The organism is Cryobacterium tepidiphilum (genome assembly GCF_003716325.1).
Lineage (GTDB): Bacteria > Actinomycetota > Actinomycetes > Actinomycetales > Microbacteriaceae > Cryobacterium > Cryobacterium tepidiphilum.
On the sequence record NZ_RDSR01000013.1, the window covers coordinates 41,864 to 55,999 of the forward strand.

General features: G+C 66.4%; 13 protein-coding genes. 9 read left to right on the forward strand and 4 right to left on the reverse strand.

Features of this window, described 5'->3' with window-relative positions:
* The first annotated feature begins 62 nt into the window (after positions 1-62).
* Complete coding sequence (locus tag EEJ31_RS08945) at positions 63-899, forward strand: undecaprenyl-diphosphate phosphatase (protein WP_123045966.1); 837 nt, start codon at positions 63-65, stop codon at positions 897-899.
* Positions 900-920: 21 nt separating this feature from the next.
* On the opposite strand, the gene EEJ31_RS08950 is transcribed toward EEJ31_RS08945, so the two are convergent.
* From EEJ31_RS08950 to EEJ31_RS08965, 4 genes are all read right to left on the reverse strand, one after another.
* Complete coding sequence (locus EEJ31_RS08950; RefSeq protein ID WP_233563817.1) at positions 921-1,616, reverse strand: ion transporter; 696 nt, start codon at positions 1,614-1,616, stop codon at positions 921-923.
* 44 nt (positions 1,617-1,660) lie between these two features.
* A complete protein-coding gene (locus tag EEJ31_RS08955) occupies positions 1,661-2,170 on the reverse strand; it encodes a DUF421 domain-containing protein (protein WP_123045967.1) in 510 nt (169 codons plus the stop codon).
* Positions 2,171-2,235: 65 nt separating this feature from the next.
* Entirely contained in the window at positions 2,236-3,558 is a 1,323-nt protein-coding gene (locus EEJ31_RS08960; RefSeq protein WP_123045968.1) for a GNAT family N-acetyltransferase, read from the reverse strand.
* Between the two features lie 43 nt (positions 3,559-3,601).
* Positions 3,602-4,285 (reverse strand): GntR family transcriptional regulator, encoded by a 684-nt coding sequence (locus EEJ31_RS08965; RefSeq protein WP_123045969.1) that lies wholly within the window; start codon positions 4,283-4,285, stop codon positions 3,602-3,604.
* 210 nt (positions 4,286-4,495) lie between these two features.
* On the opposite strand from EEJ31_RS08965, the gene EEJ31_RS08970 reads away from it, so the two are divergent.
* From EEJ31_RS08970 to EEJ31_RS09005, 8 genes are all read left to right on the forward strand, one after another.
* On the forward strand, positions 4,496-5,995 hold the full coding sequence (locus EEJ31_RS08970) for a sugar ABC transporter ATP-binding protein (protein ID WP_123045970.1): 1,500 nt from the start codon (positions 4,496-4,498) through the stop codon (positions 5,993-5,995).
* The gene (locus tag EEJ31_RS08975; RefSeq protein ID WP_123045971.1) at positions 5,992-7,038 is read left to right on the forward strand and encodes an ABC transporter permease; all 1,047 of its coding nucleotides are present in this window, start codon (positions 5,992-5,994) and stop codon (positions 7,036-7,038) included. Before EEJ31_RS08970 ends, EEJ31_RS08975 begins: the two co-directional genes overlap by 4 nt.
* On the forward strand, positions 7,038-8,108 hold the full coding sequence (locus tag EEJ31_RS08980) for an ABC transporter permease (RefSeq protein WP_123045972.1): 1,071 nt from the start codon (positions 7,038-7,040) through the stop codon (positions 8,106-8,108). Before EEJ31_RS08975 ends, EEJ31_RS08980 begins: the two co-directional genes overlap by 1 nt.
* Positions 8,109-8,203: 95 nt before the next feature.
* Positions 8,204-9,364: a substrate-binding domain-containing protein gene (locus EEJ31_RS08985; RefSeq protein WP_233563818.1), complete on the forward strand. Its 1,161-nt coding sequence runs from the start codon at positions 8,204-8,206 to the stop codon at positions 9,362-9,364.
* 80 nt (positions 9,365-9,444) lie between these two features.
* On the forward strand, positions 9,445-9,966 hold the full coding sequence (locus EEJ31_RS08990; RefSeq protein ID WP_123045974.1) for a hypothetical protein: 522 nt from the start codon (positions 9,445-9,447) through the stop codon (positions 9,964-9,966).
* The gene (locus EEJ31_RS08995) at positions 9,963-11,531 is read left to right on the forward strand and encodes a GMC family oxidoreductase (RefSeq protein ID WP_123045975.1); all 1,569 of its coding nucleotides are present in this window, start codon (positions 9,963-9,965) and stop codon (positions 11,529-11,531) included. The genes EEJ31_RS08990 and EEJ31_RS08995 overlap by 4 nt, the downstream gene beginning before the upstream one ends.
* Positions 11,532-11,561: 30 nt before the next feature.
* Positions 11,562-12,938, forward strand: coding sequence for an aldehyde dehydrogenase AldH (gene aldh, locus EEJ31_RS09000; RefSeq protein ID WP_123045976.1), 1,377 nt, complete (start codon positions 11,562-11,564; stop codon positions 12,936-12,938).
* 84 nt (positions 12,939-13,022) lie between these two features.
* Positions 13,023-14,135 carry a glycerate kinase gene (locus EEJ31_RS09005; protein WP_123045991.1) on the forward strand — a complete coding sequence of 371 codons (1,113 nt, stop codon included), beginning with the start codon at positions 13,023-13,025 and terminating at the stop codon, positions 14,133-14,135.
* Position 14,136 lies beyond the last annotated feature (1 nt).

The window sequence follows — 14,136 nt, forward strand, 5'->3', positions numbered from 1 at the left end:
GAATCCTCTAAGAAACCGTCGCTTTAGAGAGTTCTGAGAACGAGCACGGCAAGCTCGGGGACGTGAATCTCCTGCACGCGCTCATCCTTGGCCTGGTCGAGGGCATCACCGAATTCCTGCCGGTCTCCAGCACCGGGCACCTCACCATCGCCGAGAAGATGCTCGGCCTCACGGTCGACGACCCGGGCGTGACCGCGTTCACCGCCATCATCCAGGTGGGCGCGATCATCGCCGTCATCGTGTACTTCCGGCGCGACATCGCCCGGCTCATCTCCGCCTGGGTCAACGGGCTGCTGCACCGGGGGGTGCGACGTGACGCCGACTACCGGATGGCGTGGTACGTGATTCTCGGCTCGATCCCGATCGGGGTGGTCGGTTTTCTCGGCAAGGGCATCATCGCCGGTGGCCTTCGCAATCTCTGGGTCGTGGTGGTCGCCCTCATCGGCTGGAGCATCGTGATGCTCGTCGCGGAGCGGATGGCCACGCAGCGCCGGGCGGAGCCGGACATCACTCTCAAGGACGCGCTCTACATCGGCGTGATGCAGTGTGTCGCCCTGATCCCCGGTGTCTCCCGCTCGGGTGCGACCATCAGCGCGGGCCTCTTCCGCGGGTTGGACCGGGTCGCCGCCACCCGGATCTCGTTCTTCCTGTCGATACCGGCGCTCACGGCGGCGGGCGCCTACGAGGCGCTGAGCGCGGGCAGTGCGATCTCGGCCAGCGTCGGCTGGGGCGCCACCCTCCTCGCCACGCTCGTGAGCTTCGTCACCGCCTACGTCTCGATTGCATGGCTCCTGCGCCTCGTCGCCCACCACCCCATCACGGTCTTCGTCGGCTACCGCGTCGCGCTCGGCGTGGTGCTCGCCGTGCTGCTGCTCACCGGCGTGGTGACCCCCACCTAACGCCCGCCGCCCGAGGCCCGCTCACTGGGCAGACGGGGCGCCGGGAGGTGCGGGCAGGGGCTCGGCGAGGCCCGGGGCGACCGGCCGCGGGTCGGCCGCGCGCAGGAAGTAGGCACCCAGCGAACCGGCGAGGGTCGCGAACACGACGACCGAATACACGGCCAGAACCACCTGCAGGAATTGCGCGAGCGCATCCGTTGCCTCGATGCCGCCGCCGGTGATCGTCGCGAGGGCCGCCTCGTGCAGTGCCTGCCCGTACTTTTCGTAGGAGCCGGAGAGATAGAGCATCTGGCTGGCCACCAGGATGACGACCGCGGTCACGGCGACGAGCCAGCCGATGCGTCCGGTCAGCAGGCGCCCGGCGGAACGGGTGCCGCGCACGCCGGCGGAGATCACGCTGCCGAACCGAGCGAACCGGGCGAAGCGCACGAAACGCAGAGCCTCCAGGGCGCGGAAGAATCTCAGGAACGGCACGAGGAGGAAGATGAGCTGCCACCAGTTCTTCGCCCAGAACGTGCGGTGGAAGCCCGCGATGTAGGCGCGCAGCAGGAATTCGCCCACGAAGACCGCCCAGAACACCCAGCTCAGCACAGTGAGGACTGTGACGAGCAGCGGGTCGTTGGCCAGGAGCTGCCCGAGCACCACGAACAGGAAGACAACGCCGAGGAAGCCCATCGGCTTGTCGAGGCGGCGGGCCAGGATCTCGGCGGAGGTCAAACGGGCAGCATCAGTGGGCGGCTCCACCGCGTTCCGCTCCGGCGTCACTCGCCCTCCACTCCCGACAAGGCCGACCTGTCACCGCAGTCACTACCCGGAATGACGCTGAAGGTCCCGTTGGTTTCGAGGACGACGGCACCGACGAGCGACAGATCACCCCTCCCTGAGCCTCGGATCGCTTGCATCACGGCAGACTCCGTGAGCCGTTGTCTTCTCAAAGCGTCGTGGTGCATCGAACCATCGGAGAACAGAAGGACCGGACGCGCGGTCAGGAGGCCCCGGACCCACGGCCGGCGTGAGGCGGCCCAGGCGACCAGGAACTGCAATGCGGCCAGTAATCCAAGAGCGGTGAGCCCCTCGGACCAGGAGATCGTACTGTCGAGGAGGATGCTCGACAGCGTGGAACCCAGCGCGACCGTGACGATGAAGTCGAACGCGTTCAATTGGCTGAGGGTGCGCTTGCCTGAGAGGCGCAGCACCACGATGAGCACCACGTAGGTGCTGGCGCCGACCAGGAGGATCCTGCCGATGTCCGTCCACGAGTCAAACCACATGCAACCGGGTTAGCACACAAGCCGGGTCGCCGACAGGTGAATCCCTGCGGCGCTAGAAGGCGGCGCTAGAAGGAGGTGCTCACCCACGGGGCGTACGGAGAATGGAATGATGCGTCGAGGCGAGCCGCGGCATCCGTTGTCTCTTCGCCGACGCGCCCGGCCCGCGCCAGCACCAGCGCGCTCATGCCGCCCAGATAGAGGGCGCCGAGCTCAGCAATCGACAGGGTGATGTGGGCGGCGTCGGCGGGTGCGTCGGCGCCAGAAAACGGATGCGCCTGGCCGCGCCCGTCGGCGTCGACCGTGAGAAGGAACTCGCCATCGGCCAGGCCCAGGTTGTCGCTCACGGTGAGCACGAACGCGCCCGGCGCGAAGTATTGGCGCTCACTGAGCAGCGCGGGAACGTCAAGGATCCGCAGCCACAGCTGGTCGTGCTCGTTGGTCTTCTGCACGGCGCGCCGGTCGGAGACCTGCCACGCCACGGGCTCGTCGATGCTGCGGAGTGGTGCGTGCACCTCGCTGATGAGGTCCATCTCGATGAGGTAGCGCCACAGGGCGGCGTAGGCGTCGTCGGTCGCCGCGACGAGGTCGGTCACGTGCAGGCGGCTCGGGTACCCCGTCTTCTCATGCTCGAACCGGTAGACGGCGAATCCCTGCAGGTCGCCGGCCTCGTCGTCGTAGCGCACCGCGACCAGGTCGTCGCGCTCGCCGTGCTTCAACGGGTTGAGGCCGAGAATGTAGCGCCACAGCTCGGGCCGGCGGTCGATCTCGCCGGGGAACCGCACGCGGGCGCGAGCGAAGATGGCGGGGGCGGCGTCGAGGAGCGACGACGGCGGAACGATGTGGAGGCGCCCGCCCGGCACGGGGCCGGTCCAGCGCACCCGGTTGGTGTCGATGGTGAGGGTGGCCTGGTCGGCGGCGGGCGCGAAGCCGAACCGGGAGTAGATCGTCGCTTCCGACACCGTGAGCATCGCGAGGGGGAGGCCAGCGCGCTGGGCGGTGCGCAGCTCGGAGTTCAGGAGCTCGCGGGCGATGCCGCGGCGGCGGTGGGTCGGGGCGACGGTGACGGCGCTGATCGCCCAGGCGGAAACCGTGTCGCCGCCGGGGACGGTCAGGCCCATGAGCCAGGAGCGCACGGTGCCGATCGGGTCGGCGGGGGAAGCGGACGTGGGATCCCAGACGCCGCTGACGCGGTCGTGCTGCAGGTCGCGCGCCTGGGCGGCGAGCAGTTCGTCGCTCGGCAGGGGGTCGTGGAAGCCGCGGTCCTCGGCGAGAAGCCAGCGGCGCACCATGTCGGAATCGGCCGTGTCGACCAGGCCGAAGCGCAGGCCGCCCTCGGCGAGGAGCTGGCGGGAGTGGTCATCGATGGGCAGGTTTTCGAAGTCGCTCACCGCCTCACCCTATTCGAGGCATCTGTCGATCGACAGGGCTAGGTCACGCCGTAGCCGGCTCCGTTCGACCGTCATCCGCGTGGCGTTCCACCTGCAGGCGCCCTGGCAGATACTCCGCGACGTGGTGGGCCAGCAACTGTTCAGCCTGCTCCGGGTCTCCTGATTCCAAGGCTTCCAGCACTTCTCTGTGGGATTCGGCGGCAACCTCGAGAGGGACATCTGTCGAGGCCATCGTCATGATCGTCATGACCTCGATGCCGAGGGCGTTCCAGGCCCGTAACAGCGACTCGTTCCTGGCCGCCTGAACTATCGACCGGTGAAACTGCGTGCTCGCGTCCGCGTAGGCGAGACGATCACCGGATGCCGCGACGTGCAGCATGGCGTCGAAAGCGGCGCGCAGCTCCTGCCCCTCGCCCTTCATCCGTGGGGCGGCCAGGCGTCCTGCCACCCCCTCGAGGGCTGAACGCACGGGGACGGCGTCGACCAGGTCCTGTTCCGCCACCTCGCGCACCCGCGTCCCGACGTGGATGCGTGACTCGAGCAGGCCCAGGGCGGCGAGTGCACGGAACGCTTCGCGGACGGGAGTCTGGCTCGTGCCGAGCTGCTCCGCGATCTCCAATTCACGGAGGGGGGTACCGGGCGGGATTCGGCCCTGGGCAATTTCGAGCACGAGGAAATCCCGCACCTGCTCGGCGAGGGTCACGCGCGGGAGACGAGCGGAGCGCATTCGTCAGCCTTCCCGTGCCGCATCGAACGATTCTGTCCAACGCTTCTCCATGACCGTTCCTCACTGTCGATTCAATGCTAACGGGCTGCTCGCCCACAGCAATTCTATGCATTATCGATAATGCTTGCTACAGAATGCAGAATGGGCTATCGTCGCCCCAACGGAACGAACGGGCTCCGTTGACTGGAACCACCGTCACGACGAAGTGAGATGAAATTGGTTTTTGCACTGCAGGCGCGAGGAATCAGCAAGTCCTTCTTCGGCTACCCCGCGCTTTCCAACGTTGACCTCGACATTCGTCGGGGCGAGGTTCACGGGCTGGTGGGTGAGAACGGGGCGGGAAAGTCGACGCTCATGAAGATCCTGGCCGGCGTCTACGCGAAAGATTCCGGCTTTGTGCGCCTCAACGGCGAGGAGGTGGACTTCAGTCACCCGGTGCAGGCCTACAAAGCCGGGATCTCGACGGTGTTCCAGGAGTTCAACCTCATCGCAGAGCGCACGGTGGCGGAGAACATCTTCCTTGGGCGAGAACCTCGAGTACATGGCTTCGTCTCACGGCGGGAAATGACACGCAGAACGGAGGCTCTCTTCGACACCCTGGGCGTCGATTCGATCAACCCGGCCGTCCGAGTGCGCCAGCTCTCGGTCGCGCAGCAGCAGATCGTGGAAATTGCGAAGGCCCTGAGCTATGAGCCTCGGATCATTTCGATGGACGAACCCACTTCCGCGCTCGCTGACCACGAGGTCGAGCTTCTCTACGGCATCATCTCCCGGCTGACCGCACGGGGAGTGTCGATTCTTTACGTTTCGCACCGCATGCGCGAGATCTTCGACCTCTGTGACCGCATCACGGTGCTCAAGGACGGGCAGCTCGTCGCGACTCACGATGCTGCGGAGCTCACCGAACAGGAATTGGTGCGTTTGATGGTCGGACGCTCCCTGTCCGCCCTGTTCCCTCCGGTCGCACCGGGCACGACCGTTGGTGAGGTCGCGCTGGAGCTGGAGCACGCCGGAAATGGCTTGGTCGATGACGTGTCCCTTGTTCTGCGTCGCGGCGAAATCGTCGGCATGGCCGGATTGCAGGGATCCGGACGCACCGAGGTGCTGGAGGGGATTTCCGGTGCTGCGCCCTTCACGCGCGGCTTTTTGAGGCTGAACGGGGAGCGGGCGCTGATCCGGCGTCCCAAGCAAGCCATCCGCAAAGGGATAGCCCACATCACGGAGGACCGCAAGGCGACCGGGCTCACACTCAACCAGAGCGTTATGGACAACGCTCTCGCCGTCATCCGCTCGACGCAGCCGTCGAAGGCGGGCAAAGCGCGCCATCGCGCGAACCAGTTGTTCCTCGAATTGGAGCTCGCTGCCCGTGGTCCCGACCAGGAGATCAAGTTCCTGTCGGGAGGAAACCAGCAGAAGGTGGTGCTCGCGAAGTGGCTGCTGGCCGAACCGCGCATCATCCTGCTCGATGAGCCGACACGAGGAATCGACGTCGGCGCACGTCACGCGCTGTACAGCGTGATCCGAAGCCTGGCGGCGGCCGGCCACGCAATCCTCATGGTCTCCAGTGAACTGCCGGAGGTGATCGGCATGGCCGACCGGATTCTCGTCATGAAGGACGGGCGGCTGGCGGCGGAGCTTCCCCTTGGATCAAGCGAAGAAGCGATACTCCAGGCGGCCTCGGGAGTCTCCGCGAGCGAGGTGGCAGCATGAGGGCGTCCACGGCGCTGGGAAGCGCGCCTCGCATCTTCTCCTCCACCACAACCATCGTCTACCTGGTGTTCTTCGTCGTCCTCCTGCTGAGCACCGTGATCGCTGCCTCCGCAGGCCGGTCATTCTTCACCCAGGGAAACATCTCGGTGCTGCTCACGAGCACCACGGTTCTCGGGTTCGTATCGATCGGGCAGACACTCGTCATCCTCGTCGGCAGCCTCGACCTGTCGGTTCCGTTCCTCGTGAGCATCGCGAGCGTGCTGTCGGCGGGGGTCATGGCCGGACAGTCGGCCAACATGGCCTCGGGGATCGCCACGGCGCTCATCACGACCACTCTTATCGGACTCGTCAACGGGCTTCTGGTCGGCTTTGTGAAGATCAACGGATTTATTGCAACGTTGAGCGTGGGGTTGATCGTCTCCGGCTACTTGTTCTCGAACTATCGGGGAAGCACGGGGAAGGCTGCTCCTGCCCTGGCGTCGCTCGGGGAGGCAAGCATCGGATTCGTGCCGGTGATGACCATCATCATGTTCCTCTGTCTCGTCGCCACGGTTGCCCTTCTCGCCAAAACCCGGGTGGGTCTTCACATCTATGCGGTCGGCGGTGATCCGGCGGTCGCTCGTATGTCCGGCATCCACAACGCCGTTCCGATCATCGTCACGCACTCGCTGTCCGGCCTCTTCGCCGGTATCGCCGGGTTGGTGATCGTCGCACGGCTCGGCGTGGGGAGCCCCGGCGTGGGGGAACAAGGCGGATACGACTTGCTCTCCATCGCCGCCGTCGTGCTCGGCGGGGCGGTCCTCGCCGGTGGGCGAGGCTCGCTCTGGGGCTCACTGGGCGGCATCCTCATCTTCGCGACCCTGGACAGCGTCATGGGCATCATGCAGCTGAACCCCTATCTGAAGGACGTGGTGCGGGGGCTGATCATCATCATGGCCGTTGCCGTCTACGCGCGGTCGTCGATCCCAAGGACCACCTTCCGTTTCCCGGTCGCCTCCGAAGGGAGACGAGCATCCGTCTCGACTGCACGAGGTGAACTGTGATGACGACGTCCATCTCCCGCTACAACACTGCCCCGTTGCCGATGCGCGTGCGTGTTCTGCGTTCATTCGCAACCCCGGGCGGCGCCATCTACCTGCTGCTCGCGGCGCTCCTCATCGCCCTCATCCTGTACAACCCCGGCCTTGCCGCCCCCGACCAGCTGATGCGTTTCATCGGCCGGACCGCGCCGGTGGCCATCGTCGCGGCCGGACAGTACTTCGTCATCGTCTCCGGGGAACTGGACCTGTCGATGGCCGCGGTGATCGCGGCACAAGTGGTGCTCGCGGGAAACCTCATCGGGCAGAACGCGGCGAGGATCCTGCCCGTGGTTCTCCTCATGATTGGGCTCGGCGCAGCCGTAGGACTTGTCAACGGTGTCATCACCACACTGCTCAAGGTGCCGAGCTTCATCGCAACGCTCGGCACGTCCCTGGCGATCTCCGGGCTCACCTTCTATGCCACCGGCGGGGCGCCGAGCGGCAATCCGGTGAACTCGTTCCGGGCCATCGGGCGTGACGGCTTCGAGAACGTGCCGATCCTCGGCTTCCTGCCGTACTCCGTCGTGGTGCTCATGGCTCTTGTCGTGCTCGCCGCCTGGTTGATGCGGAAACCCTTCGGGCGGACGCTCATCGCTGCCGGGGACAATCCCGTGGCGACCAGCTTGAGCGGGGCCTCGGTGTGGTGGTTGCGAACCAGGGCCTTCATCCTGTCGTCTCTGGCGTCCACCGTCGCCGCCGTTCTCCTCGTGGGCTATGCCGGGGTGAGCCCGGTCGTCGGCGACGGTTACGACTTCGCCGCGATCACCGCCGTCGTGCTCGGCGGCGTGGCGCTGAGCGGCGGACGAGGCTGGCTGATGTCTGCCGTCGCCGCGGCGTTCGCCCTGGAGGTGCTCTTCAGCCTGCTCAGTTTCGTCGGGGTCGCCTCCACGTGGCGTCCCGCCGTCCAGGGCGCCATCATTCTCGTCGCCCTCGGCGCGCCGCTCATCCGGTGGCGCCGGCGTGCATTCTCGGCGTCGCCTGGTATCCCGGTGGCGTCCCCGGCGCCGTCCCCGGGGGAAGAAGTCTCCGCATGACCACCAGCGTTCCTGCCACCGCGGCCGGACCAAAGAAAGGGAAGAAAGTGCATCAGATTGGCTCGAAAACAACGACGTTTGGGGTAGCCGCGATCGTGATCCTCGCGCTCTCCGGTTGTGCGCCCGGATCGAACACCGCGGGCGCAGCCCAGCCGGATAGCGGGACGCCCACGGCCAACAGCTGGTTCGATCAGACGCAGTTCGACCTGGAGAACGCGGAGCGAACGGCGACATTCACGGGAGATCCCTCCACGCCCTACCTCCAGTACATCGAGGGTGAAATGGTCGACCCGGCACCGTTCAAGGCCGATGGCCCGAAGAAGGTCTGCTTCTCGAACGCCGCGCTCAGCAACACCTGGCGGCAGACGGGGTGGATCACGATGAACCAGCAGCTGAAGGTGCTTCAGGGCCAAGGCATCATTTCCGGCATGGAGACCCGCAACGCTCAGGACAGCGACGACACGCAGGTTGCCGACATCGACTACTTCATCAAGGAGAACAACTGCGACGCCTTCATCATCGCCCCCAATTCTCCACAGGCGACGGCGCCGGCCGTGCAGCGGGCCTGTGACACCGGGAAGCCCGTGATCATCTTCGACCGCGGCGCCGGCACCGACTGCGAGACAGTGTTCGTCCACTCCGTCGGCGGGATGGCCTGGGGCATCGACTCCGCGACCTTCGTTGCCGACAACGTCGCGAAGGGCGGACGGGTCATCGCGCTTCGCACGGCGCCCGGAGTAGACGTCTTCGAGCAGCGGTGGGCTGCAGCCCAGCATATCTTCGACAAAGCAGGGCTCAAGGTGACGGACTACATCACTGGCGCCGACCCGACGAAGATCAAGAGCACCATCACGGATGAAATCGCCAAGGGCGACATCGACGCTGTCTGGGTCGACCTTGCCGACCAGGCCGTCCCGGCCGTGGAGTCATTCGAAGACGCGGGCAAGGACATCCCGATCGTCACCGGTGAAGACAGCCTCGCGTACCTGCGTGCCTGGCAGGACAAAGGGTTTAAGGGCTTCGCCTCGGTGTACTCGGCATTCCAGTGGCGGACCGCCCTATTGGCAACGGCCATGCTCTTCGAGGGCAAGCCGATCCCGAAGGACTGGGTGCTCCCGCAGGTGCCCGTGACGAAGGACGACCTCGACGCCGTGGTCGCCGCCAACAAGGGAATGCCCGACGGCCATTACTCCTCCTTCGGCGGAGAGAACCTGCCCGGATTCCCCACGGTATGGCAGAACCGGACCATGCCGTAACCGGTGGCGCGAGGGGCCGGCGGACCAGCCCCTCGCACTCCCGCCGTCCCGCTATACGACGAAGAGAAAGATTTACGACAATGACGTCAGACGACAGGCCATCACGCGACGGCCGGTCCGACCCCGGCGAGGTCGCCGAGCTCGTGTCCCTCGCCCGCACTCTCTATCCGCACCCCGGACTGCCGGATGCGCCTTACCAGCGAACCGTCGAGCAGATCCTGGCCAGGGCATCCGTTGAGCCTGCGCTGTGGCATCTGCTCCGCGACGGACTCACAGAGCTGCGGCTCGCCAGCGGCGCCCATCTCGGCGAAGTCCCCGCTACTGACCTGCACGACCTGCTCACGGCACGGGAGGAGACACGCTTCTTCGCGACGCTTCGCGACCTCGTCGCCTGGCACCTGTACGACGATCACGAAGTATGGGCGGCCGTGGGCTACCCCGGCGCATCCTTCGAACACGGCGGCTACCGTGACCGGGGGTTCAACGACCTCGCCTGGCTCCCCGAACCCCGCATCGAGGAGAGCGACGCCCCGTTCGTTGAGATCGGCTCGCTGACAGTGACGCCGGAAAACGCGGCCGCCCAGACAAGGAGCAACGCATGACCCGCTACGAACTCACCGACGACGATGTCGCACTCATCATCGGTTCTGGCCCCGGTGGCGCGACTCTCGCCCTGCAACTGGTGCGGCAGGGGAAAAAAGTCGTGATGCTCGAGGCCGGACCGTGGGTGTCGAACGAGGACTTCGTCAACGATGAACGCAAGGCATTCGATCAGCTCACCTGGAAGGACCCGAGGCTCGCGACGGGCACTTGGAGCCTCGCGTCGGACTTTCCGGGAAGCCCGGCATGGATGGGCAAGGTCGTCGGCGGTACAGCGACGTTCTGGACGGGCCTCACGCCGAGGTTCAAAGCGCACGAGTTCCGCCCCCGTTCAGTGTACGGACAGGTGTCTGATGCCGCGCTCGCGGATTGGCCCATCGACTTGCAGGAGCTCGAGCCCTATTACGACGCTTCCGAGATCGCGATGGGGACATCGCATCGGCACGGTCGCCCTCCATTGCCGGCGAACAACAACTACAAGGTGCTGGCCAACGGTGCCGCTCGTCTGGGCTACGAGCACTACGCGACGGGCCCGTATGCCACGAACGTCGAGCCGTACGACGGCCGACCGGGCACGCTGCAGGACGGATTCTGCCAGCAAGGCGACAAGAGCAGAGCGAAGTGGTCCCCACTCGTGAGCGAGATTCCGAAGGCGCTGGCCACCGGACTCCTGGAACTTCGCACCAACTCCCAGGCCGTCCAGATCACCCTCGGTACCGATGGGCGAGCCGACGGGGTCGTGTACAGCGACGTGGACGGCGTACTGCACCGCCAGAGCGCGCGCGTGGTTGCCATGGCCGGCAACGCCATTGAGACGCCTCGCCTTCTGCTGACGTCGGCGACCAACGGCCATCCGGATGGTCTCGCCAACTCTTCGGGACAGCTCGGGCGCAACTACATGCGGCACACAACCGGTGTGGTGTACGCGGAGTTCCCCGATGAGGTGCACATGTACCGCGGCGAGCCGATGGCCGGCATCGTCAATGATGAGTCACGGCACGATCCCTCCCGCGGTTTCGTCGGCGGCTACTACATGGAGAGCATCGCGCAGGGGCTGCCCTCCTTCTCGACCTTCATGACCCCGCACGGCTGGGGGCCGGAGTTCACGTCGAAGATCGAGGCGTACACGCGCACCGCGGGTATGTGGATCTGCGGCGAAGACATGCCTCGCGAGACGAATCGGGTGACCCTGAGCAGCAGTCTGAAGGATCACCTGGGGTTGCCCGCGCCTGAGGTGCATTACGACGACCATCCCAACGACATCGCGATGCGAGACCACGCTTACACGCAGGGGGAGAAGCTCTTCCGGGCGGTGGGAGCAGTGCGTACCACTCGCGCGCCGGGAATGCCCTCCGGCCACAACCTCGGCACGGCCAGGATGAGTGCTTCCTCCGCAGACGGAGTGGTCAACAGTTTCGGGCAAGCACACGACATTCCGAACCTGTTCATCTCCGACGGATCCATCTTCACGTCGGGAGCGGCCGCGAACCCGACACTCACCATCATGGCCCTCGTGCTTCGACAGGCCGAATACCTCATGGAGCAGGCGCGCGTAGGCGTGCTCTGACCGCACCACGCAATCAAGGAGTAAACCGAAATGACAATCGCCACGATCGACCCCACCACCGGGACAACCCTCAAGACGTTCGAGCCGTTCACCGCAGAGCAGGTCGAGGAGAAGATCCACGCCGCTGACGCCGCCTTCCGTGAGCTTCAGAGGACGACGTTCGCCGAGCGGGCCGAGTGGATGCGAAAGGCCGCGGAAATCCTGGAATCGGAAGCTGACGATGTGGCTCGCCTCATCACGACCGAGATGGGCAAGACGTTCTCGACGGCGAAGTACGAGGCGCTGAAGTCGGCCACAGGAATGCGTTTCTACGCCGACAACGCGGAACGCTATCTGACTCCCGAGACGCCGGTTGAGCCATCCGCTGTCAACGCCTCTGCGCTCAGCGTGCGCTTCGACCCGATCGGCGTCGTGCTCGCGGTGATGCCCTGGAATTACCCGCTGTGGCAGGCGGTGCGCTTTGCTGCGCCCGCGCTCATGGCCGGCAACACCGGGCTGCTCAAGCACGCGTCGAACGTTCCCCAGTGTGCGCTGTACCTCGGTGACCTCTTCGAACGAGGCGGATTCCCGCGCGGTGCGTTCCAGACCCTCCTTGTCGAGGGCAAGGACGTCGCACCCCTGCTCGACGACCGTAGAATCCGGGCCGCCACGCTCACCGGGTCGGTCGCCGCTGGTGCCTCCCTGGCTGCGGCCGCCGGGAAGAACGTGAAGAAGACCGTGCTGGAACTCGGCGGCACGGATGTTTTCGTCGTCCTGCCATCCGCTGATGTGGACAAGGCGGCACAAGCGGCGGTGGGGGCTCGGGTGCAGAACTCCGGACAGTCGTGCATTGCCGCGAAGCGCTACTACGTGCACGAAGACGTCTACGACGCCTTCGCTGAGAAATTCGTGGCAGGCATGGCGGCCGCCAAAGCCGGGAACCCCCTGTCCGACGACTCCGCCTTCGGGCCGCTTGCCACCGAGCGCGGACGACAGGATGTTCAGGAGCTCGTGGAGGATGCAGTCTCGAAGGGCGCGACCGTGTTGGTCGGGGGCGAGGTTCCTGAGGGCGAGGGCTGGTTCTATCCGGCAACAGTGCTGAGCGATGTTAACCCCGACATGCGCATCTACCGCGAGGAATGCTTCGGCCCGGTGGCCTGCCTCTACAGGGTGGGGAGCATCGACGACGCGATCGAGCGTTCCAACGACTCCGATTTCGGGCTCAGCTCCAGCGTCTGGACGACGGACGAGGAGGAGATCGCGCGGCTCGGCCGGGAGATCGAAGCGGGGGGAGTGTTCGTCAACGGCGTGACGGCGTCGTTCCCCGCAGTGCCCTTCGGCGGTGTCAAGGACTCAGGCTACGGCCGCGAGCTGTCGGCTTTCGGCATCCGCGAGTTCGTCAATGTGAAGACGGTATGGCAGGCCTGAGCCAGGCTCCCGAAGAACGCGCACTCCATCCTCGTGGGAGGCAGGCTGCGCGGGCCGTTAACCGCTCATGCCATGCTTGAGCACATGCCTGCCTTCACCGTGGTCATCGCCCCGGACTCGTTCAAGGGAACGGCCACCGCCGTCGACGTCGCCGACGCCATCGCCAGCGGATGGGCATCGGTGCGGCCGAACGATGTGCTGCGCCACTTCCCGATGGCCGACGGCGGGGAAGGAACGCTCGACGCCTTCGCCGCGGCCGTTCCGGGAGCCACCCGCATGCCCGTCACTGTGCAGGGGCCCGACGACCGCCCGGTCGACAGCTGCTGGCTGCTGCTTCCCGACGGCACCGGAGTCGTCGAGCTCGCCAACACCAGTGGACTCGGCCTGCTCGACAGGCTCCGCCCGCTTGACGCGCACACGCTCGGCTTCGGCCAGGCCATTGCCGCCGCCCTCGACCACGGCGTCGACCGGCTGCTGCTCGCTGTGGGCGGCAGCTCCTCGACCGACGGCGGCGCGGGCGCGCTCACCGCCCTCGGCGCAAGGTTCCTCGACGCGGAGGGGCAGCAGATCGCCCTGGGCAACCGCGGGCTGGGCGACCTCGACCGGGTCGACCTCAGCGATCTGCGCGCACTGCCGGCGGGTGGTGCCACCGTGCTTAGCGACGTCACGAGCCCGCTCCTGGGGCCGGCGGGTGCGGCATCCGTTTTCGGTGCGCAGAAGGGGGCGGATGCCACACAGCTGCGGGTCATGGAAGCGAACCTGGCCGCATTGGCGACGCGGATGCCGGCGAAGGCGGACCTGCCCGGCACGGGCGCCGCGGGCGGCACCGCTTTCGGGCTCGTAGCGTGGGGCGCCGTCATCGCTGCCGGGTCAGGGGCCGTCGGCGACGCGGTCGGGCTGCCCGGCGCGATCTCCGGAGCCGACATCGTGATCACGGGCGAGGGCCGCTTCGACGACCAGAGCGACGCCGGCAAGGTCGCCAGCTACGTTCGTGGGCTGGCAGAGGCAGCGGATGTGACGGCGCTGCTTGTTGCCGGCAGCATCGGCGCCGAGACCAGGGGCTTCGTCGGCGCCCAGTCGCTGACCGAGCTGGCGGGTTCGAGCGCTGCTGCAATGGGTGACCCGCTGCGGTACCTGCGCGTGGCCGGCACCGCGCTCGCCGCGTCGGGCGCCGAGGTTGCGGCCGCACGCTCCTGAT